At 63.2% G+C, this 18402-nt stretch carries 27 protein-coding genes and 1 pseudogene; 11 read left to right on the forward strand and 17 right to left on the reverse strand.

The annotated features are described in order from the left end of the window. Positions 1 to 542: 542 nt before the first annotated feature. Positions 543 to 1172 (forward strand): DUF2071 domain-containing protein, encoded by a 630-nt coding sequence (locus LFT45_RS09850; protein ID WP_236808140.1) that lies wholly within the window; start codon positions 543 to 545, stop codon positions 1170 to 1172. Positions 1173 to 1771: 599 nt separating this feature from the next. Here the strand turns inward: LFT45_RS09850 and LFT45_RS09855 are convergent. Next, a complete protein-coding gene (locus LFT45_RS09855; protein ID WP_236808141.1) occupies positions 1772 to 2203 on the reverse strand; it encodes a hypothetical protein in 432 nt (143 codons plus the stop codon). Between the two features lie 2 nt (positions 2204 to 2205). After that, positions 2206 to 2463 carry a hypothetical protein gene (locus LFT45_RS09860; protein ID WP_236808142.1) on the reverse strand — a complete coding sequence of 86 codons (258 nt, stop codon included), beginning with the start codon at positions 2461 to 2463 and terminating at the stop codon, positions 2206 to 2208. Between the two features lie 324 nt (positions 2464 to 2787). Here LFT45_RS09860 and LFT45_RS09865 point away from each other — a divergent pair, with 324 nt between their 5' ends. From LFT45_RS09865 to LFT45_RS09885, 5 genes and pseudogenes are all read left to right on the forward strand, one after another. Then, a complete protein-coding gene (locus LFT45_RS09865; protein WP_336885604.1) occupies positions 2788 to 3204 on the forward strand; it encodes a TetR/AcrR family transcriptional regulator in 417 nt (138 codons plus the stop codon). 22 nt (positions 3205 to 3226) lie between these two features. Next, positions 3227 to 3349: a hypothetical protein gene (locus LFT45_RS23350; RefSeq protein WP_336885605.1), complete on the forward strand. Its 123-nt coding sequence runs from the start codon at positions 3227 to 3229 to the stop codon at positions 3347 to 3349. 221 nt (positions 3350 to 3570) lie between these two features. Then, positions 3571 to 4740, forward strand: a pseudogene (locus tag LFT45_RS09870) (molybdopterin-dependent oxidoreductase); the annotation flags it as partial. A gap of 420 nt (positions 4741 to 5160) precedes the next feature. Further along, positions 5161 to 5670 (forward strand): molybdopterin dinucleotide binding domain-containing protein, encoded by a 510-nt coding sequence (locus LFT45_RS09880; protein ID WP_236809253.1) that lies wholly within the window; start codon positions 5161 to 5163, stop codon positions 5668 to 5670. Further along, entirely contained in the window at positions 5667 to 6152 is a 486-nt protein-coding gene (locus LFT45_RS09885) for a hypothetical protein (protein ID WP_236808143.1), read from the forward strand. The genes LFT45_RS09880 and LFT45_RS09885 overlap by 4 nt, the downstream gene beginning before the upstream one ends. A gap of 163 nt (positions 6153 to 6315) precedes the next feature. Here LFT45_RS09885 and LFT45_RS09890 read toward each other — a convergent pair whose 3' ends face one another. The 3 genes from LFT45_RS09890 to LFT45_RS09900 all read right to left on the reverse strand — a co-directional run bounded on the left by LFT45_RS09890 (position 6316) and on the right by LFT45_RS09900 (position 8096). Further along, positions 6316 to 6618, reverse strand: a complete 303-nt coding sequence (locus LFT45_RS09890; RefSeq protein ID WP_236808144.1) for a hypothetical protein — start codon at positions 6616 to 6618, stop codon at positions 6316 to 6318. 9 nt (positions 6619 to 6627) lie between these two features. Then, entirely contained in the window at positions 6628 to 7359 is a 732-nt protein-coding gene (locus LFT45_RS09895; RefSeq protein ID WP_236808145.1) for a GAF and ANTAR domain-containing protein, read from the reverse strand. A gap of 584 nt (positions 7360 to 7943) precedes the next feature. Continuing rightward, positions 7944 to 8096 (reverse strand): hypothetical protein, encoded by a 153-nt coding sequence (locus tag LFT45_RS09900; RefSeq protein ID WP_236808146.1) that lies wholly within the window; start codon positions 8094 to 8096, stop codon positions 7944 to 7946. Between the two features lie 920 nt (positions 8097 to 9016). Here LFT45_RS09900 and LFT45_RS09910 point away from each other — a divergent pair. From LFT45_RS09910 to LFT45_RS23360, 4 genes are all read left to right on the forward strand, one after another. Next, on the forward strand, positions 9017 to 9235 hold the full coding sequence (locus tag LFT45_RS09910; protein ID WP_236809498.1) for a hypothetical protein: 219 nt from the start codon (positions 9017 to 9019) through the stop codon (positions 9233 to 9235). Positions 9236 to 9416: 181 nt separating this feature from the next. Then, a complete protein-coding gene (locus LFT45_RS23490; RefSeq protein WP_440157670.1) occupies positions 9417 to 10136 on the forward strand; it encodes an HIT family protein in 720 nt (239 codons plus the stop codon). Then, positions 10060 to 10434 carry a hypothetical protein gene (locus LFT45_RS23355; RefSeq protein ID WP_440157678.1) on the forward strand — a complete coding sequence of 125 codons (375 nt, stop codon included), beginning with the start codon at positions 10060 to 10062 and terminating at the stop codon, positions 10432 to 10434. Before LFT45_RS23490 ends, LFT45_RS23355 begins: the two co-directional genes overlap by 77 nt. Further along, on the forward strand, positions 10412 to 10534 hold the full coding sequence (locus LFT45_RS23360; protein ID WP_336885607.1) for a hypothetical protein: 123 nt from the start codon (positions 10412 to 10414) through the stop codon (positions 10532 to 10534). Before LFT45_RS23355 ends, LFT45_RS23360 begins: the two co-directional genes overlap by 23 nt. 29 nt (positions 10535 to 10563) lie before the next feature. Here LFT45_RS23360 and LFT45_RS09920 read toward each other — a convergent pair whose 3' ends face one another. From LFT45_RS09920 to LFT45_RS09975, 12 genes are all read right to left on the reverse strand, one after another. Continuing rightward, entirely contained in the window at positions 10564 to 11700 is a 1137-nt protein-coding gene (locus tag LFT45_RS09920) for a baeRF2 domain-containing protein (RefSeq protein ID WP_236808147.1), read from the reverse strand. Beyond that, complete coding sequence (locus tag LFT45_RS09925) at positions 11693 to 11926, reverse strand: hypothetical protein (protein ID WP_236808148.1); 234 nt, start codon at positions 11924 to 11926, stop codon at positions 11693 to 11695. Before LFT45_RS09925 ends, LFT45_RS09920 begins: the two co-directional genes overlap by 8 nt. Before the next feature lie 40 nt (positions 11927 to 11966). Then, the gene (locus tag LFT45_RS09930) at positions 11967 to 12245 is read right to left on the reverse strand and encodes a hypothetical protein (protein WP_236808149.1); all 279 of its coding nucleotides are present in this window, start codon (positions 12243 to 12245) and stop codon (positions 11967 to 11969) included. Positions 12246 to 12398: 153 nt separating this feature from the next. Continuing rightward, positions 12399 to 12815, reverse strand: coding sequence for a CBS domain-containing protein (locus LFT45_RS09935; protein WP_236808150.1), 417 nt, complete (start codon positions 12813 to 12815; stop codon positions 12399 to 12401). Positions 12816 to 12982: 167 nt separating this feature from the next. Next, positions 12983 to 13267: a hypothetical protein gene (locus tag LFT45_RS09940; RefSeq protein WP_236808151.1), complete on the reverse strand. Its 285-nt coding sequence runs from the start codon at positions 13265 to 13267 to the stop codon at positions 12983 to 12985. A gap of 10 nt (positions 13268 to 13277) precedes the next feature. Then, positions 13278 to 13550: an ANTAR domain-containing protein gene (locus tag LFT45_RS09945; RefSeq protein ID WP_236808152.1), complete on the reverse strand. Its 273-nt coding sequence runs from the start codon at positions 13548 to 13550 to the stop codon at positions 13278 to 13280. 30 nt (positions 13551 to 13580) lie between these two features. Then, on the reverse strand, positions 13581 to 13904 hold the full coding sequence (locus LFT45_RS09950; protein WP_236808153.1) for a GAF domain-containing protein: 324 nt from the start codon (positions 13902 to 13904) through the stop codon (positions 13581 to 13583). 20 nt (positions 13905 to 13924) lie between these two features. Further along, entirely contained in the window at positions 13925 to 14704 is a 780-nt protein-coding gene (locus LFT45_RS09955) for a GAF and ANTAR domain-containing protein (RefSeq protein WP_236808154.1), read from the reverse strand. A 32-nt stretch (positions 14705 to 14736) separates the two neighbouring features. After that, positions 14737 to 15015, reverse strand: a complete 279-nt coding sequence (locus LFT45_RS09960) for a hypothetical protein (protein ID WP_236808155.1) — start codon at positions 15013 to 15015, stop codon at positions 14737 to 14739. Next, on the reverse strand, positions 15012 to 15713 hold the full coding sequence (locus LFT45_RS09965; RefSeq protein ID WP_236808156.1) for an ANTAR domain-containing protein: 702 nt from the start codon (positions 15711 to 15713) through the stop codon (positions 15012 to 15014). The genes LFT45_RS09960 and LFT45_RS09965 overlap by 4 nt, the downstream gene beginning before the upstream one ends. Before the next feature lie 304 nt (positions 15714 to 16017). Next, the gene (locus LFT45_RS09970) at positions 16018 to 16362 is read right to left on the reverse strand and encodes a hypothetical protein (RefSeq protein ID WP_236808157.1); all 345 of its coding nucleotides are present in this window, start codon (positions 16360 to 16362) and stop codon (positions 16018 to 16020) included. Between the two features lie 176 nt (positions 16363 to 16538). Further along, positions 16539 to 16769: a type II toxin-antitoxin system RelE family toxin gene (locus LFT45_RS09975; RefSeq protein WP_236808158.1), complete on the reverse strand. Its 231-nt coding sequence runs from the start codon at positions 16767 to 16769 to the stop codon at positions 16539 to 16541. A gap of 127 nt (positions 16770 to 16896) precedes the next feature. On the opposite strand from LFT45_RS09975, the gene nhaA reads away from it, so the two are divergent. Then, complete coding sequence (gene nhaA / locus LFT45_RS09980) at positions 16897 to 18237, forward strand: Na+/H+ antiporter NhaA (protein WP_236808159.1); 1341 nt, start codon at positions 16897 to 16899, stop codon at positions 18235 to 18237. Positions 18238 to 18402: the final 165 nt, after the last annotated feature.

The raw sequence follows: 18402 nt of genomic DNA on the forward strand, positions 1-18402 counted from the left end.
AGTCTCCCGTGAGTCGGTATTCGTTGTACAGACCAGCACGGCCCGGAAAAGTCATCGGTCAGGCCAGACTGAGGGCCAGTTGGCCGCCACGCCAAGCAGATGCTCCGTGCGGAAACGATCCGCTTGAGGAACCGCTACCGGGAAGGTTGTCGTGGTCTGGTCCCGTGAGATGCAGCTTGCACGCGTTGATGTGCCCCGCCACTCAGGCTCATGGATTGGTACTTTATCCATCGGAAGCCGCAAAATGGCTCGAATTGCATCTACTGTGCGGCCTTTGTCTAGCCGTGCGCGGGTGAATTCTTCCTTTGGGCAGTGTCAAAAACGGTAGTGGATGCTGGCTTCTGGCATTGCCGACGGCGGCGGGTACGGGCACCATCAGTGCATGGGTACACACCAAGTCAGTCCCGGCCGGTTTTTGGAGGTGCCTGATGGGCGCGGCCAGTGACGGCCGGACAGGGCTGCTGACCGGTGACGTCCGGTATGTCCCGTTGCCTGTGCATCAGTCATGGGCTGACGTGGTATTCCTTCATTGGAGGATTCCCATGGCAACAGCACAGCGTTATATGCCCCTGGGTGTCGAGCCTGACGTGTATGCCGGTATGACGTGGGTCGGCCTGATCGGTTTCCGGGTTACCGGCACCTGCCTCGGGCCGCACCTGCGCCTTCCCTACGCTGGAACGTTCACGGAGGTCAATGTCCGGCTGTATTCCCGTGACGTTGCGGGGCGGCGCGGAGTGGTGTTCCTCTCACTGGACGCCGACAGGCTCGCGTTCGTGCTGGCCGCCCGCACCGCCGGACTGCCATACGTGTGGTCCCGCTGCCGACCCACGGCGATGCCCGGAACCTCCCGCGGATACGGGTACGAAGTGGAACGGTTCCGCGGGCAGGGGAATTCCTCGTTCAGCGCCTATCCCGACATGGACCACCGGGCACTGGACGGATTATCACTCTGGCTCACAGCGCGCTTCGGGCTCCATACCCGTGTGGGGCAGCGGGTCTTTTACCTGCCCATTGCTCACCGGCCCTGGCCGCTGTATCACGCCGCTGCAACCGCATTCGATGACGCGCTGGTCTGCGCCGTTGGGCTCACGGTGCACGGCCCGCCTGACTCCGTGCTGTATTCCCCCGGTGTTCGGACACGGTTCGGACAGCCCTTGCAGGTCCGGGGCTGATTTAGGACACCATTACCGTGATCGGTCCGGAAACAGAGGAAGGCGCAGTCGAAAGCGGCAGTCAGCTCCCAAGTATTCAACGGATCCGGTACCCGGATGAGGGTCGCAATCGTCGAGATGCCTTTCCTGCGGAATGGACCTTGCAGGCCAAGACGAAAACGCCGGGAACCGTGCGGGCCAGACGGGAACTCCTGAACCCCGCCCGGCCAGTAATCTGAAGGGCCAGAAGCGGAAAGAACCGGAAGGTGCGGGGCCCTTAAATACGGAAAACCCCGCACCGTGCGAAGGTGGTGCGGAGCTTCCCGTTGCCGGCAGCACCTGCATCCGGGGGGGCTGCCGGCCCTCATGTCACTCTTACGAGGATTTATCTCTCAACTTGATGGCCACCGTACTCCGCCCGGTGCGCCTGTCCGCACTGGGCGGAGAACCTCGGGTAAGCGTATGGCCCGGTGATGGGGAATACTGCAGTTTCCAGCTCAGACACCTGTTCGGCGGAGCCATCGCCGAACCCGGAGCCGTAATCGAGGCTGTCTCGTCGTTGCTCCGTGCTTGCCTGGTCCGGGGATCACCTCCACAGCTGGAAGGCCGCTGCTGGACCATCATTCGGGTAGCTCAATTTGGAAGCCGCAGGCGCATCTGAGCACCCGGGTTGAGAGGTAGACGTCCAGGCCGTCCTCGACCATGCCTTCGGTGGATAGGGGCGCCGACAGCCGGCGGAGTTCCGAACCTGCCCTTCCCATGGGCTGTCCGCAGTGCATGTAGTGGCCGCCGAACATCAGCACGTCGCCTGTCTGCTCGGTGCTGGCCGGGACCATGGACACGTCCGCAACCCGGGCAGGATGTTCACTGAAGCGCCGGCACCGGCCACAGGTGTAGGACGCCAGGACGACACCGGCCGGGTAGTCCGGAAGATCTGTCATGGACCTGATGGTGAGGTGGCGGTGGGTGCCGCAGTTCTCGCACATTACCGGCTGCACGCGGGGCTGCCGGCCGGCGCCGTCGGGGCGGAAGCCGGGAAATCCGAGTGACATGATCAGGCGGTGTGTGGGTAGCTGGCGAGGATGTAGTCTGCTGCGGCGCGTCCCTTCATCCTCAGTCTGCCTCTGTGGACATTGATGCGGCACAGGCGCATGCCTGCCCGGAAGGACGCTACGGGTTTGGGTGCCATCCCTTGGAGCAGGCACCAGCTTGTGTACAGCCCATAGAGGCAGTCCGGCCCCAGCGGGAGGTCGGTGTCAGGGGCGGGGGAAGTGGCGTCGTGGAGGAACTGCTGGAAGTGGGAGGTGGCCATGGCGGGCTCTTTCCTCGGGTGCATGTTAGGCCGCCATGAGGCTACAGCGGCGTTACCTCCGGGCGGTGCACAAAGCCGGGAGGGTCCCCCTGCGGAAAAGACGCTGGCACGCAGGGGTCCTGTATCAAAAATACCCTGCGCCGCCGGAGGCTGTACAGAGCCCGGTCACGATCTTCATACCGGTGGGGCCACGTTCAACACCGCGTCCTGGGTCCTGAATCCTGGGTTCTGATCCTTCGGTCTCCCGGGGCGTAGACTCGCGATTATGACCGCAGCCGAGGTCCGCACGGCCTTCCGCTTCCGGGCCCGCGCCCGGTAGCCACGGTGGATCGTATCCTCGGCATCGCCCACGATCTGTTCGCCCGGCGAGGCATCCGCGATGTGGGAGTCAATGAACTGATCGAGTCCTCCGGGGTTGCCAAGTCGACCTTCTACCGGCACTTTGCATCCAAGGACGATCTGGTCCTGGCAGTTCTGGCTCTCCGGGACCAGATCTGGTTCGCTGAGGTCGTGGCCGAGGCCCAGCGCCGCAGCGCGACCCCAGAGGAAGAGCTGCTGGTCATCTTTGACGTGTTCGCTGACCGGCTCGGGGACGGAGGATACAGATCCAACCTGTTTATCAAGGTCCTGATGGAAATGGGCCCGGACCACCCCCTGGGCAGGGCCTGCCTGGGATACCTGGCAAGGATCCGGGGACACGTGGGCCTTGGCCGAGGACGCCGGGCTGGAGCGCTGCGGTGAATTCGCCCGGTCATGGCACCTCTTGCTGAAGGGCTCAGTCATCTCCGCCATGGAGGGCGATCCGCAGGCCGTAGAACTCGCCCAGCTGATGGCCCGGTCGCTCATCGAGCGCCACCGCCACACCTACGCTAACCGAAGCTCTTAGGCAGGCCCTGCCCTGGGTTGCATTTGGTGTTGTGCTCGCCGTCAGGTGATTCGAGCGTCAGATGCACCAACCATCGCGGGTTCTGCCGCCATCAGGTAGTTAGGGGAATGCCTGTTTTACGCCCGATGAGTCCTGTGGTGTTGAGGCCGATCTCGGTATGGTCAGGGTGACGGATGCGACGCCCGCAGGGCATACATCGACGTAGGACCGGAGACGAAACCATGACGCAAAAGGACAGGATTGCCGAACCCTGGGGGACGCGTACGCCATTCGGGAGCGGTGAGCCGTGGCCGGTACGGGTGGATTCACACCTGGCGGAGGGGGTAGCTGTGGATGAGGTCGACAGGTGGGTACAGAGCGCCTCGATACTTCATTCAAACGGTGACGCGATGGATATAGCAGTCAAGGACAACAGGATCGTCGGCGTGCGGGGCCGTTCGGGGGACCGGGTCGACCATGGACGTCTCGGCCCGAAGGATCTTTATGGTTGGCAGGCGAATTCGTCACGGGACCGGCTGATCAGGCCTCTTATCCGTAAGGGCGGGAAGCTGGTGGAAACGGACTGGGACAGCGCGATGGAGGCGGTGGTCAGCGGCAGCAAGTCATTGCTCGCCGAGCAGGAGCCGAGTGCGATCGGTTTCTACCCTACGGGGCAGTTGTTCGCCGAGGAGTACTACACGCTCGGCGTTGTGGCCCACGGGGGCTTGGGGACAAATCACGTGGACGGCAATACCCGGCTTTGCACCGGGACTGCTGCGGAGGCGCTTAAGGAGTCCTTCGGCTGTGACGGTCAGCCCGGGTCCTAGACGGGTGTGGACCATGCGGACGTGATCGCATTATGCGGGCACAATGTGGCAGAAACCCAGACCGTCCTGTGGACGCGGATGCTGGACCGGCTGGCCGGGCCGAACCCGCCCAGGATCATCTGTGTGGACCCGCGCCTGACCCCCGTGGCCAGGGCCGCGGCAGTGCATCTGGCACCCCGGGCCGGTACCAACGTGGCCCTGATGAACGGGATACTGCATGAAATCACTGCCAACGGCTGGGTGGACCACGGCTACATCCAGGCCCACACCGTCGGCTATGGGGAACTGCAGGCAGAGGTCAAGAAGTATCCGCCGGAACTGGTGGCAGACATATGCGGGGTGCCGGCGGAACAGATCCGGGAAGCGGCGAGCATCATCGGGCACGCCGAACGGCTCCTTTCCACGGTGCTTCAGGGCTTCTACCAGTCGAACCAGGCAACTGCCGCCGCAGTCCAGGTGAACAACATCAACATCATCCGCGGGATGCTCGGAAAGCCCGGGTGCGGGATCCTGCAAATGAACGGGCAGCCCACGGCGCAGACCACGCGCGAGTGCGGGGCGGACGGGGACCTGCCGGCATTCAGGATGGCTCCAGAACTTCCCGTCCACGTAGATCCGCTCGGTTCCGTCCGGGTTCTCTTCATTGCAGGGCCATTGGATGCCGGAGCTGCCGCGGAGCTTGTCATAGGTGATACCTGTGTAGTCGCACGGCCGTCCGCGGGTGCACTCCTTCCAGGCCTGGAAGGCCGACTCCGGATCATCCCACTTGACCAGCGGGGCGCCGTCCTTGTCCTTCAAGCCCATCCGGGACGCATAGTCCAGGAAGATGTCCAGGTCTGGCCGGGAACCGTCCTCCACGTAGCGCATCATCTGCATGGCATGGGTCGGCGGAGAATAGTGCGGAATGGTCCTCGGTTCGACGTTCCAGACCCTCGCCAGGTCCTCGACGTGTGCGTCATTTGACCAGTTGCGGAACTTCCCAGCCAGGAGTACCCCTTCCAGCTCATCACCGGCCGGACGCTCTTCCACTTCCACACACGCACGAAGACTGCCCGGGTCCCCGAGCTTCAGGCCGCTGCCCCTGAAGTTTGGATTGAAGTGTCGGCACAGGACGCGGGCGCCTTGGGAATTGCCGAAGAGGATCTTGCGGAGGTTTCCACCCCGCGCGGATCAGTCCGGGCCCCGGTTCGCATCAGTGGCATCCGCGTCGGTGTCCTGTTCCTGCCCTTCCATTACGGCTACTGGGACACCGATGGCGGGCATCAACCGGATGGCGCCGGCAGGGCAGCGAATGAACTGACCATCACCGACTGGGACCCAGCGTCCAAGCAGCCCATCTTCAAGACGGCCGCGGCGAACCTCAAACGGATCGGGGCAGGTGACGCCCCGTCGTCGGCCCCCACCAACACGGCGTCGGCCCCGATCGCCGGCGCCGCGGCGGTGCCGACCGCCGGAATAGCCTCCGCCCTGGCGGATGAGGAAATCCGTACCGCCGCGACAATGGCAGCACCATGAAAATCGGTCTTGTCCTGGAAGAGCTGCACCGGTCAGAAAACGATCTGGCGCACGAATTGTTTCTGCTTTCGGAGCGGCACAAAGTGGACCATGAGATTTTCCACCTTGCCCGTGATCTCGCGGGTTGGTCTCAGGAGCACGCCCGTAGGATTCTGTTTGCCTATCTCAGCAAGGACGGGCAGGACCTTGACCCGGAGCCGCGCGGGGAGACGGGGCTGGTGGAAAAGGTAAGGGAAACGGGTAGCGAACTGGTGGCCCGGCGACCGGAAGCCGGCCTGCTGCTGCTCAGAGACTTCCGCGGCGTGTACCTGAAAGCTTCGGGCGTCTCGACCGACTGTGAAATGCTCGCCCAAGCCGCCCAAGGAATCAAGCATGGTGAACTGCTCGGCGTCGCGCAGGCCTGCCACCCGCAGACCCTGCGGCAGATGAAGTGGGCCAACGGCAAACTCAAGGAATCATCTACGCAAGTCCTCGTCAGCTGATAAACGTGCAGCTTCGCCGGATCATCGCCGTCCTGCCCCCGGCGAACTGCTGGCCGGGGCTCGCCGGCCAGGATCTGATACTGCCACGTGGCAGGCTTAGTGCCGGAAAAATCCATACGCACTGTGCGCGAGCCTACGGACATACCGGATGCGGTGAGAAGGATCAGGCGTTTGGGGTGTGGCGGTGGTTTTCGGTGCTGCGGGAGCTTCGCAGATCCTGGTAGTAGGGTGCCCGCGGCGGCGGGGGCAGTTCGTCGATCAGTTCGTTGGCGGCGTGGGCCAGTAAGTCGCGTTGCAGTTCCGGGAGCGGAAACGCGCCCTGCAGGTGTGCGTCTACTTCGTATTCTCCGACGTTGCCGCCGATGCTGAAGTAGTGCAGCCACAGGTCAGCCGTGTCGATCCGGGCGTGCTGCAGTGCTTCGCGCAGGCATCGACGCTGCTCTTCTTCAAGACTGTCGAAACCCATCTGCCGCCCTTATTTCTGCCCGGGAGCGGTTTCTGGTGCCGCGGAATCAAGGAGGGATGAGCTTGCCTGAAGCAAGGGAAGCTTCCTGGTGCGGGCAAGCCGGAGGAGCTCGTTCATCGCCTGCTCCGGGCCGAGCCCGTGCCGTTCCATGAGCAGGCCGCAGGCGCGGTTGATGGTGTCCCGGCTGCCCAAGGCGGTTTCGAGGCTCTCGCTGATCCGATGCGGGAGGTCGCTGCCTTGAATGTGAGCAAGCAGCGTCGCGGCCGGGCCGGCGAACTTTTCGAGCAGCCGGGCCGCGTCGGCGTCGTAGGCGCTCGGAACTGCAGCGTAGATTTTCAGGGCGCCGATGCACCGGCTGTCAGCGATCAGGGGAGTGCTTACCACGGAGCGGACGGGCAGCGAGGCGACCGCCTGGCACCAGTGCGGCCAACGTTCTTCGTCGGCCACATTCTCGATGAGCACTGTCGTCTGCGCCGCCCAGGCGGTCAGGCATGGGCCCTGGCCGAGGTCGTACTGGGCTGTGTCAGCCTGTTCGACGACGGCGTCGGTGGCCCCGTGGCTGGTTCTGCGGCCCTGGTCATCAAGCAAGGATACTCCCGCGCCGGTTGTTCGGGGGATCGCGTCCCTGATCGCCTCGGCGAGCAGCTGCACGGCGCGGTCGACCTTTTCCTCGGTCAGGAGCAGGCCCTTGATACGGGCTATCACGAGGGAGAGTTCATCGAGCGGAATCCGGTGTGCCATGAGTGCCTCTTTAACGATGGTGGCCGTCACACTGCGGCCATTTTTGAGGGCCCGCTGCCAGAACAGACCGGGCGCTTTGTACCTGTCCGCTACTCTCAGCATAGCCCTCCGGCCTCGCGTTCGACGCCCGGGCCGCATTGCCCGACAGTGGGCTCCGGATTCAATGACACGAACTGCCTGTCGGGTCAGAGACCGAACGTCAGCGCAGATGTTCCAGATACGGTGCCGGGACGTGGAGCCGCAGCGCCAGCTTGAGGGCCTTGGAGATTCTCGCCGAATGTTCCTGCCCGGCCGTGAACGTGGCGTCATGAGAAGCGCCCTGTCCAGGCACGTAACACTTCAAAGCGGCACGGGACGAGGCGCGCCAGCCTCGATCGGAACAGCCAGGCCTGGTCGGGTACCTTCCCGGGCGATCTCACGGGGACACCGCTCCACCGCTCGTCAACGGTCAGGTTCTAGATCAGTACCTGATGCTGCTGACGCATCGCGGTCAGCCACGGGCCGTCACCGAAGGCGTACTGCTTTTCATTCAGCGACTGCGCCGAGTCACTGCTGCTGTCCACCGTGGCCGGAGCAGAATCCGCTCAACGGTGATGACGCCAGACCATCGGCTCTGGCCCGCGCAGAAGCGACGCCGAAACAGTGGTCAGACCGAGTAGAAAATCCGTGAAGCCCAGGCCTTCAACCAAAAGATCCTGCAACTGCTCCAACGTCTCAAACGCGTCATCACTGGCCATCAGGCTTCGATCCTGGTCACGAACTTCTATGGCGCAAACGGTCTGTCGCCAAATCTCCCCACTGCTTTTGGAACGCCGATAACCGGCCTTTCCTCAAGCTAGCTACGGCATGCAGCCTGATCCGGGACGGTCTGGACGTGGCTGGTCTGTACCGCCGGTCCATCCAGCTGCGCCGGGACAATTTGTCTGGAATCTCGACTGCCTGCAGTCGAATCGGCGGCATAGGGTGGTGCGACTTTGGGGGTAGACAAGGCGAACAGGCCAGCGCTCGGTCACTGCGTCGGCTGCTGATCCTGGTTCTTTGCAGTAGCAGCGGTGCTCGCGGGAACTGCGGGTTCGGGAGCCAACTGGGATGGTTCGCCTACACTCTCCTGGCTGAGGAGGCCTTCATATCGGACCAGCTCGTCCTGATGGCGCCGGCGCTCGGCTGGGTAGTGCGTGCCTGCTGACACTGGCGTTCTGGTTGGGTTACCGCCCTGGGCCCCCGACGCAAAGGCAGCTGGTCCGGGACGAACCGCTGAACTCTTGCTTGAAGACTATGAGCCTTCCAGCAGTCCACGGTTCTTTTAGGCATTCTGGGCACCGTCAGATTCGTGAAACGGCGCTATTGAGGTCCGCATCCTCGACCATGCCCTGCACTCCGGGACCTACGGCGGACCGGTGCTGGACGCGCTCACCGTGCTGGCCCGGCTGATGGCCACCTTCCACCATGCTGACGGCTCCGTCGCAGTAAAAGGACTGCCTTGCGCGGACGCCACCAGCCGTGAGATGCCGGAGTCGGATTTCCGGAGTGAGGCCGGGCTGCGTGCAGGTGTCCGGCTCGCCGGCGGCGGCTCCCTGGCATCCCGCCTCTGGACGAAGCCGGCGTTCTCATTCGTCGGTCTTGACGCCCCGGCGATCACTGCGGCATCCAATACTCCATGGGAGTGGGCGGCTCCATCCCCTTCGTCGCTGCCCTCGCGGAGCGCTATCCGAGCTGCCCGGTCCTGCTCACCGGCGCCGAGGACCCTGATTCCCGGGCCCACGGCACGAACGAATCCGTGCACCTGGGCGCACTGGAAAAAGCCATCCTGGCAGAAGCCCTCTTCCTTGCCGCACTCAGCAACGTCAGCGGTCGTCACAGAAGGCGACCGGCATGAAAGCCAACACGGCCTTCGGGCGACACCGTCCCAAGGTCCAAGAGGGCCTGCGCGCCCGCGCCGGGGCCGCGGCTGCTTCTTATTTCGCACTGTTGTATGCCGTTGGAGGCCTCGGCCGGTGGTGGACGAGACTCGTTCGGGTTCTTGGATGCACGGCACGGACTGACGGAAGAAGGCGTACATGGAGCACTGTGAGTTCTGTTCGATAGTGCGTGGTGGCGAAAAAGCGCACATCGTGTACCGCGAAAAGGATGTCGTGGCGTTCTTTCCACGCAAACCTGTCCGCCGCGGCCACACACTGATCATTCCCGCAGCCCATGTCCAGCACTTTCTGGACGCCCCGGACGCCCTGGCAGCCAGTCTGGCAGCTGCCTGCCGTGCGGTTGGCGCAGCGCTCCAACGCGCCCTGCAGCCGGAGGGGATGAACCTGATCACCTCAGCCGGAGAGGCAGCCACCCAGTCAGTGTTCCACCTCCACTACCATCTCCTCCGGCGGTGGAAAGGAGACCGCATGGGTGACTTCTGGCCCGGCGGCGAACACGTACCCGACGACGCCCAGAAACCAGGAAAGATGTCAGCCCAGTTCGTAATCGACAAAGGACGATCTTGTTCCCCTTTCCTGGACGGCGTGGTCCAGGGCGGGCTGGACCTGTGGGCGGGCCCACCACGATCGGCGGGGGCGCCGCTGGTGATCATGCCCTCGATGGCGACGAAATACCCGGTCTCTCTGGCACCCTGGAACCGAAGGCGACAAAGGCAGCACCATGAAAATCGGTCTTGTCCTGGAAGAGCTGCACCGGTCAGAAAACGATCCGGCGCACGAGCTGTTTTTGCTTTCGGAGCGGCACAAAGTGGAGACCCGTCCTGGTCCATCGGCTCCCATTCTGCCTCGAAGCCCTGAGCGCTATCGTGGCAACTCCGGCGACGCCCCGGTGAATTGGCAGGGTGAGAGCATCCGCGTCAACGTGGCCATCGCGTCCGCGGGATCGTCGTCGTCCTCGTCGACCCAGAGCGGCAACATCGGCGTCGGCTTCTCCATCCTGATGGAGCAGACGAAGCGGGTGGGGGAGGAGATCAGCTCCATGGATAAGGCAAGCCATGGCCCGCTGGGGCTGTCTTCAGGACAAAACGTCAGGGTCGTCGTCGGACTTCACGGCCGGCGCCGAGGTGGCCTCGGTGACCTCAGGCTCTGCCGCTGACAAGGCCCGGCTGCAGGCCGCCGGCTCGACGGTAAAGATCACCTTCCAGCACGACGGCCAGGAACAGACCGCGGACCTCACCCTGGACGCGGCCTCCTAAGCGGGAGCATGTTCACGGGGCATCACGCTCTAGGAGCCCGGGGCTTCGGGGCCGGTTGACCAACGGAGCAAGGCCGCAATTTCTGCATTGTTGGGCAGGGCTGCCGCGGGGATAAGTTGTACCCGTGCGTCGGTGAGGGCGGCTGCGCGCAGCAGGGCCGCCGGCGCCGGGACCCTGCCCAGGACCTCCGCGCCAAGGGATTCTTCCTCCGAGTTGGCGATCCATGGTTCGGCACCCAACGCCAGCAGGGTGTGCTCCGAGAGGGCCTGATCGTCGAACATCAGCACGTCCACCTGCGCCTGCTGGAGGGCGTGCACCACGGCGCCGATTCCGGTGGCCGACTCCGGGTTTGCCTGCCCTTGCTGCTCAGCGAGGCGGTCCATCAGCTGCTTCTGGTCCTCCGCCCACTGCTGGGCCACCAATGAGCTGACCTCTGCCTCGAACTTTTCGCGGTCCGAGCCTGCTGTGAGGGTGTGGGAGTCAACAACGCTCAGCGCGGCTTTGCTCGCCTCCGACAGCTGGTCCGCCACCAATTGCCGCGCCCGGATGTCGCCGGCCAGCACCAGAAGCCGGGCATTGCTGTCAGTCATGACCCTGTCGATTTCCTGGACCACCTGGTCAGCATTGCGCCTCCAGATGTCCTCGGTGCGGTGTTGAAAGCGGCCCTGCGCCCAGCCGCCGCCGGGGACCTTCTTCAGGTTCTCCTCCGTTCCCTGAACATGCTGGCTTGCGTCCACATCCTGCCGGCCCGCCCGCTGCAGCCGGATTTCCCCTTCGTCGCGGCTGACTTCTGCCACAACATAGGGAAACTCATCCGGCTGGTGCTTCAGCAGGGGCAGCAGATCCGGGACGGCATCCACGGAGATGCGTTCCGGCACCGCAAGGGGCCCGGGGAGCAGTTCGTTGATCACTGCCGCTCCATCCCGAACCAGAACGAAGCGGCTCACAGGTGAGGGTTCGCCTGTGGCGGGCTGAATTGCCTGTTCAACGGCGTCCAGATCCTCGTTGGCGGCGCCCTGCCGGGCCAGGGCGTTCCGGACATTGTCGGGCTGGACGTCGGCGGCTTCGAGGCTGTCCACCGTGCCGGTGCTGGCATCGATGTAGGCCACGCACCACGGCCCCGGCTGACGGTACAGGTCCGCGTATCGTGATAACCGGTCACTCACGGGACGTTCCTTCGTTCTCTGCCTCTCCTGTTTCAGCGCCTCCTGCTTCCGGGCCGGGGGTCACGGCGTCCTGGACCTCTGCGGTGTCGGTGTCGTCTGGGAACGGCTCGGTTTCCCGCCATTCTTCGACGTGGGCTGGTTGGTTTCCCTTGACCATGCCCTGCGTTTCCTGCTGCATCTTGTCATCCAGATGCTGCCCGTGCTTGGTGTTTCCACGCTCAGCCATGGCGAGCTCCCTTCCAAATCGTGGTGCACTGCATTCAATGTCAGCGGCGGACGAGCCTAAAGAATGTGCTCGCTTCCCCGCTGGCTTTTTCGGACTGATACAGGAATGCGAGTCTGTTCTCTTCGAATTTGTCGAACCACTCCTCCCAGCTGATGTGCTCCAGGCTGTCCTCGCCGGCACCGCCCGGGAAGTCGATGCGCAGGATGCCCGGATCGTCGCCACCGCCGGTGTCTTTGACGCTGGCAGGCTTGCCCTTGTTGCTTTCGACCCACTTGCGGATTTCGTCGTGGTCGGTGGTGGTTTGCGATTCCGAGGCCATGCTGGTCTCCTTCCCTATCCCTAAGGCCGGAAGCGGCTGCACGGTTTGCTACCGACGAAAGTATCGGACGCTTCGACCCTAGCCCCGGCCCGGCCTAAATAGAAAGGGTGCTGAGTGTTTTTGTAGGGTTTCCCTTCTGACGCTCGACAGGGGTCAGAAGGAGATGAATTCGACGAGCTCCCCGACCCGGTCTTCGGGGTAGTTCCGGGCGATGTCGGCCTGGCTGATAATGCCGACAAGGTCATGGCCATCAATGACGGGCAGCCTGCGAACCTGGTGTTCCTGCATTGTCTTGATGGCTTCTTCGATGGAGTCATCAGCGCCGATGGTGACTGGCTTGCCCTGCCCAAATTGGCCGGCGGTCATAGTACGGGGATCTTGGCCGTCGGCGAGGCACTTGATGACGATGTCGCGGTCGGTCAGCATTCCCTTGAGCCTGTTGTCTTCGCCACAGATTGGGAGGGCACCGACGTCCAGGTCTTTCATCTTCCGCGCGGCCTGTTCCAGCGTTTCGTTTTCCCCGACGCACTCCACGCCGCCGCTCATGATGTCACGGGCCAAATCAGACATAACTGTCTCCTTAGGATGGTTATCCGGGGAGTCAGGTCCCCGTTCCTTGGAAGCAGGTAGTCGGCTCCCGGCCCGGCGTTACCCGGTCAGGAGCGTTCTGCCTGCTCGTTATCATTCGCCGTTTTGGGGAGTATGTGAACCCCCTAAAATGCGGATGGTTTTAGCCGCTATGACTGCTGCGCTGAGCCGTCCTGGGTGCTGAGCTCGTCGAAGTACGGGGCGCTGCCGTGTGGGGTTTGGGTGTGGGGTTCGTTGGCGGCCATGGCGAGCAGGTCCCTTTGCAGCACGGGCAGTGAGAGCAGTCCACGGACGTAGGCCTCTATCTCGTATTCGCCGGCCTCCCCGCCGAGGCTGAAGTATTTGAGCCAGAGGTCGCCGATTTCGATGCCTGTTGAGCTCAGTGCAGCGGTCAGCATGCGACGGTGCCGCGGCTCGTGCGGATCGAAGCCCACGGGGCTGTCCTCAGTCTGATGATGCCGGTATTCCGGCGATGAGCTCGGCGCTGATCTGTTCCAAGGTGATCCCCTGGTGCCGGGCACGGCGCATCAGCTCGGCACGGGCCATCTCTTTTGTGAGCGCATCACTGTGCATCAGGATGCCGCAGGCGTGGTTAATCTGGTCGCGGGCATGAAGCGATGATGCGAGTGCTTGGCTGATGCGGTGTGGTGCTTCGCTCGTCTGGATGTTATCAAGGAGTGTCGCCGGGGCTGCAAACAGTTCCAGGAGCTGGCCCATTTCCTGGCCAAAGGCATTGGCGCGGTTGGACTAGACCTTCAGTGCGCCAATGCACCCGTGGCCGGCGAGCAGGGGAGCGCTGGCCACGGAACGAACGGGCAGGGTTTTCACGGCTTTTGACCAGTGCGGCCATCGCGGGTCTGTAGTGATGTCCTGGACGATGACGTTTTCTTTGGACGCCCAGGCCGTGAGGCACGGGCACTGCCCGAGTTCATACTGGCGGGTGTCTGCCCGGGTGACGATCTCGTCGGTGGAAGCGCTGCTGGTTCGCTTGCCGCGGGCATCCAAAAGAGAGACTCCGGCGCCGGTGGTTCCGGGCACGGAGACCATGATGGCCCGGGCGAGCAGGCGCACGGCCGGATTCGTGGCCAGGATTATTCATCAAAGTGTGCTGGCAGTTCGCTTTCACCGGAAACCGAGGCGATCACGCCGGCGGCGACGTCCCGGAGTTTGACGTTGCGGTGGTTTGAGGCCTGGGTGAGCACACCGAAGGCTGCGTCGCGGCCACAGCGGTTCTGGGCCATGATGATGCCCACCGCCGTGTCGATGGTGGCTCGGGATTTCATGGCCGCGGCGAGGTCGTCGCGTGTATGACGCAGATGGGCGAGCCTCAGGGCCAGACGCAACGCCTTCGCTGCGTGCTCAGCGAACGCTTTTGTTGCCGTAATGTCCGGCCCGGAAAATCCGTGTGGACTGGCCGAGTAAAGATTCAGTACGGCGTCGGCTTCGCCGGCCAGGTCCAGTGCTACAGCCAGAATGGATCCAATGCCGTGCCGGGCCACCGCTTTCATGTACGCGGGCCAGCGGGGCTCCGCACTGGTGTCCGGGACGTGGACGATTGCCTTGTCGCGGAGTGCCGTTAGGCAGGGTCCGTCGCCGAAGCTGTTCTGGAGTTCATCCAGTGCCCGGCCTTTTTCGTCACTGCTGGCGGCGACGACACCTTTCTTCCTGCGGACTACCGTCACCCCGCACGTCACGGCATTCGATGCGGTTGAGAGCTCCGAAGCGGCGAGGGCGGCGAAGTCCGTGAGGAATTCTTCTACGTCCGGGCTTTCCAAGACGAGGTCCTGCAGCGTGTAGCCCAGGCTGTCATCCCGTTCAGGCTGAGTTGCGTCTTGGGCAGCGTGCGTTTCCGTCGATTGTGGCTCGGCCATGGATCCACCCTCTTCTCTGCTTCCCGTTGAACTCATGGTTTCTGTCCTTCCCCATCATCCCAAGGATGTTCGCTGTCCATTTCGCGCATGGTCACGGCCAGGAGGCTCGCTTGCAGGGGTGGAAGGTCTGCGAGTTCATGGAGATAGGCATCCAGGGTGACCTCGTCCGCGTCACCACCCACACTGTAGAACCACGTCCATATCCTGGCCAAGCCAGTGTTGGCGTCATGGAACCAGTCGGCAGCAGCCCGGCGCTGTTCCGAAGCCCCGCTCGGCATTGCGTCCGCGGCGTTGCCAGGCCCAATGGTCATGACTGGTCCTCCTTCACTGATGCTGAGGAACCGGGGTCGCGGCGGTCAGTTCCGTGGAGTAGGTCGGTGGCGATCTCATGAAGACGTCGGTTGCTGTCCCAGGCTGCCAGCTGCAGGAGCTCCATGGCGCGGTCGCGTCCGCGGTGGTTTTGCAGCATGATCAAGGACACGGCAGCATCCGCCACTGCCCGCGACTGCAGCGCCGAGCGCAGATGCTCCGGATACGGTTCCGGGAAGAGGAGCCGCAGCGCCAGCCTGAGCGTCTTGGAGATTCTCACCGAATGTTCCTGCACGGTCCTGACCGTGGCCACATCCAAAGCGCTCGGTCCAGGTGCATAACAGTTCAAAGCGGTGCGGGACGAGCCGCCAGCCTCGATCGGAACAGCCAGGACTGACCGGATACCTTCGCCGGCGATCGGATGGGCATACCGCTCCCACCGCTCGTCAACGGTCAGGCACGGGCCATCATCGAAGGCGAACTGCTTTTCATCCAGTCGCAGCGCCGCATCAGTGCTGCTGGCCACGGTGGCCGGAGCAGAATCCCGCTCAACGGTGATCGCACACAGCATCGGCTCTGTCCCGCCCAGAAGCAACGCCGTAATAGGCGCCACGCCAAGCAGAAAACCGGTGAAGCCCGGACTTTCGAGCAGAAGATCCTGCCACTGCTCCAACGCCGGAAACGCGTCGTCCCTGGCCATCAGGCCTCGATCCTGGTGAACACCAAGGACCATGGCAGCAATCCCGGGCTGGCGGCCGTGCCCTCTTGGACGTGCATGGCCCCATTACTCAATCCCGGAACAAAACATCTACCCGAAATCTCCTACTACCGACACTACGCCTGCCCATGCTCTTTGGACACGAACTTCTGCGGTCCAAACGGTCTGTCGCCGCTGCTTTCCACTGCTTTTGGAACGCCGATAACTGACTTTTCGTCAAGCTGAAGGGGTGCGGGGCGAAGTCCGGGTAAGCCCGAGCATGTGGGCGGAGGGTGTTGCAGGCTTTCTAGATCAGGTCGGGCGCACTTGAAAGAATGTAGTCGGCTGCAGCCGGCCCAGTCATTGAGAGGGTGTTCTTTCTAGGGATGATGCCCCTGGCGCGCAGCCCCGCCCACAGGGCATCGGCCGATTCAGGAGGACACCCTTTGAGCGCGCACCAGCTGGTGTAGAGGCCGAAAAGCTGTTCTTCGCCCAGTCCCTTCTCACTGCCTGGGTCAGCCGTCGTTGCTTCTCGCAGGAAGTCCGCAAAATGGGTTGTCGTCACGCCAAAGCTTTCCCTAATCATGTTCGCCACCGAGGCCCAGGTTCCCGGCAGCAGTGCCTGGTACTGCTGACCTGAAGTTATCTGCACAGCGTTCTTCTTGTCCAGTGACTCGCATCCGGCGAGAGCCAAGCAAAAGGCCGAACCGCCGACCGTCGAGAGCGCAGCTGAACTGGCTGTCGGCCACCTTGATGCAGGAATCTCTCTCATGCAGTGGGAGGCAGGATCGAACGATTGTGATTTTGTCATGCGTGGGCGGCTGAGGGTTATCGAGGCTTGTAGACGTCTGAGCGGTGTTCGACGCGGTGGACGTAGAGAATGTGGGCTTCAAGGTCGAGGGTAAAAAGGACCCTGTAGTCGCCGCGCCTGGCGGTCCGCAGTCCAAGGAGTTCGTTCGTGAGGGGCTTGCTCAACTTGTACGGGTTCTCTGACAGGACGCCGGTGATGAACTCTACGATTTGGTGTTCACCTTTCAGTCCTGCCGCAGATCCTGACATGGTTCCCCGCTGTGGACCCATCAGTATTCAGCAGGGAAGACATGCCGGTCTTCCTCAGGAGGGCGGGAGGTGAGCCGGGAAGTCTGGTCGGCATGTTCTTTGTCGACCCAGTGTTTAGGACACCTTCATGAGTAAAGACTCGTCTGCTCCTCCACGTTCCTCCGTTTTGGGACGGGGAAGCTACCGCGAAGTGCTGCGCATCGGTGAAATCCTGCGCAAGGAAACCGTGGGCGGTATCCTGCTCGTCGCGGCAGCGGTCATTGCGCTGATCTGGGCGAATTCCCCAATTGCGGAGAACTACTTTGCGTTGCGCGACTTTCGTATCGGGTACGGGCCGTGGCATCTGGAACTCAGTCTGGGCGCGTGGGCTGCCGACGGATTGCTGGCGATCTTTTTCTTCCTGGTGGGGCTGGAACTTAAGCGTGAGTTTGTCGCCGGAGACCTTCGCCAGTTCAGCAAGTCCGTGGTGCCCATCGCAGCGGCGATCGGCGGCGTGGCAGTCCCCGCAGTTATCTATGCATTGATCAACCTCACCAGCCCTGAGACCCTGCGGGGCTGGGCCATCCCCACGGCGACGGATATCGCCTTCGCGGTGGCTGTGTTGGCGATCATCGGGTCGCACCTGCCCAGTGCGCTGCGGATCTTCCTGCTTACTTTGGCGGTGGTCGATGACCTTCTGGCCATCGCAATTATCGCTGTCTTCTATTCCAGCGACATCCAGGCCGGGCCGCTGCTGCTGGCCCTCATTCCGCTGGCGCTGTATACCTTCCTGGCCCAGAAGTACCGCCGGTTCTTTGGCTCCAGGCCCGTTGCGGCGTGGGTGATCCTTCTTCCCCTGGGAGTGATCACCTGGGCTTTGGTGCATGCCTCCGGTATCCATGCCACCATCGCCGGTGTGCTGCTGGGGTTCGCCATCCCCGTGATCCGGTCACAGGCCAGCGGCGGCCCCGCTGCAGGTCCTGGCCTCGCCGAGATCTTCGAACACCGGTTCCGGCCGATTTCCGCCGGCATCGCAGTGCCGGTCTTTGCCTTCTTTTCCGCCGGTGTCGCCGTGGGAGGGTGGGACGGTCTGATCGCCGCCGTGACTGACCCTGTAGCGGTCGGTATCATCGTGGCGTTGGTGCTGGGAAAACCGGCCGGGATCCTGGGCACCACGTGGCTCCTCACCAAGGCCACCAAAGCGTCCCTGGACCGGTCCCTGAAATGGATTGATGTGTTCGGGATGTCCCTCCTGGCCGGCATCGGCTTCACCGTTTCCCTCCTCGTGGCGGAACTGAGCTTCGGGCACGGCAGCGCCCATGACGATCACGCCAAGGTGGGAATCCTCGCCGCGTCCCTGCTGGCCGCAATCCTGGCATCGGCAGTGCTGGTCACCCGTAACCGCCAGTACCGTGCCGTGGAGGCCGAAGAAAGCATCGGCACTGACCGGGACGGGATCCCGGACGTATACCAACAGGACCGCCAGTGAGCTGACCCGGCCAAAAACGGAGGACCGGTTTCCGGTTTGAGCAAACAGAGGCCAAATCGCGGTGTTCCCCCATAAGGGCGAGGGTGCCCGGGGCCACCACGGGCCGCGCGACTCAGGAAATGAACGGATAAGGCCGTGCATCAGCGGGCTAAATGGGCGCAACCC

Source organism: Arthrobacter sp. FW305-BF8 (assembly GCF_021789315.1).
GTDB lineage: Bacteria > Actinomycetota > Actinomycetes > Actinomycetales > Micrococcaceae > Arthrobacter.

Bases quoted from the DNA above. Each gene is read 5' to 3' on its own strand.
- LFT45_RS09925 (WP_236808148.1), bottom strand. From the start codon at position 11,926: ATGGCTGAGCGTGGAAACACCAAGCACGGGCAGCATCTGGATGACAAG.
- LFT45_RS09910 (WP_236809498.1), top strand. From the start codon at position 9,017: ATGGGAGTGGGCGGCTCCATCCCCTTCGTCGCTGCCCTCGCGGAGCGC.
- LFT45_RS09975 (WP_236808158.1), bottom strand. From the start codon at position 16,769: ATGTCAGGATCTGCGGCAGGACTGAAAGGTGAACACCAAATCGTAGAG.
- LFT45_RS09895 (WP_236808145.1), bottom strand. From the start codon at position 7,359: ATGGCACACCGGATTCCGCTCGATGAACTCTCCCTCGTGATAGCCCGT.
- LFT45_RS09945 (WP_236808152.1), bottom strand. From the start codon at position 13,550: ATGGGCCAGCTCCTGGAACTGTTTGCAGCCCCGGCGACACTCCTTGAT.
- LFT45_RS09935 (WP_236808150.1), bottom strand. From the start codon at position 12,815: ATGTCTGATTTGGCCCGTGACATCATGAGCGGCGGCGTGGAGTGCGTC.
- nhaA (WP_236808159.1), top strand. From the start codon at position 16,897: ATGAGTAAAGACTCGTCTGCTCCTCCACGTTCCTCCGTTTTGGGACGG.
- LFT45_RS09885 (WP_236808143.1), top strand. From the start codon at position 5,667: ATGAAAATCGGTCTTGTCCTGGAAGAGCTGCACCGGTCAGAAAACGAT.
- LFT45_RS09855 (WP_236808141.1), bottom strand. From the start codon at position 2,203: ATGTCACTCGGATTTCCCGGCTTCCGCCCCGACGGCGCCGGCCGGCAG.
- LFT45_RS09900 (WP_236808146.1), bottom strand. From the start codon at position 8,096: ATGGCCAGTGATGACGCGTTTGAGACGTTGGAGCAGTTGCAGGATCTT.
- LFT45_RS09960 (WP_236808155.1), bottom strand. From the start codon at position 15,015: ATGACCATTGGGCCTGGCAACGCCGCGGACGCAATGCCGAGCGGGGCT.
- LFT45_RS23490 (WP_440157670.1), top strand. From the start codon at position 9,417: ATGGAGCACTGTGAGTTCTGTTCGATAGTGCGTGGTGGCGAAAAAGCG.
- LFT45_RS09890 (WP_236808144.1), bottom strand. From the start codon at position 6,618: ATGGGTTTCGACAGTCTTGAAGAAGAGCAGCGTCGATGCCTGCGCGAA.
- LFT45_RS09955 (WP_236808154.1), bottom strand. From the start codon at position 14,704: ATGGCCGAGCCACAATCGACGGAAACGCACGCTGCCCAAGACGCAACT.
- LFT45_RS09965 (WP_236808156.1), bottom strand. From the start codon at position 15,713: ATGGCCAGGGACGACGCGTTTCCGGCGTTGGAGCAGTGGCAGGATCTT.
- LFT45_RS09930 (WP_236808149.1), bottom strand. From the start codon at position 12,245: ATGGCCTCGGAATCGCAAACCACCACCGACCACGACGAAATCCGCAAG.
- LFT45_RS09850 (WP_236808140.1), top strand. From the start codon at position 543: ATGGCAACAGCACAGCGTTATATGCCCCTGGGTGTCGAGCCTGACGTG.
- LFT45_RS09860 (WP_236808142.1), bottom strand. From the start codon at position 2,463: ATGGCCACCTCCCACTTCCAGCAGTTCCTCCACGACGCCACTTCCCCC.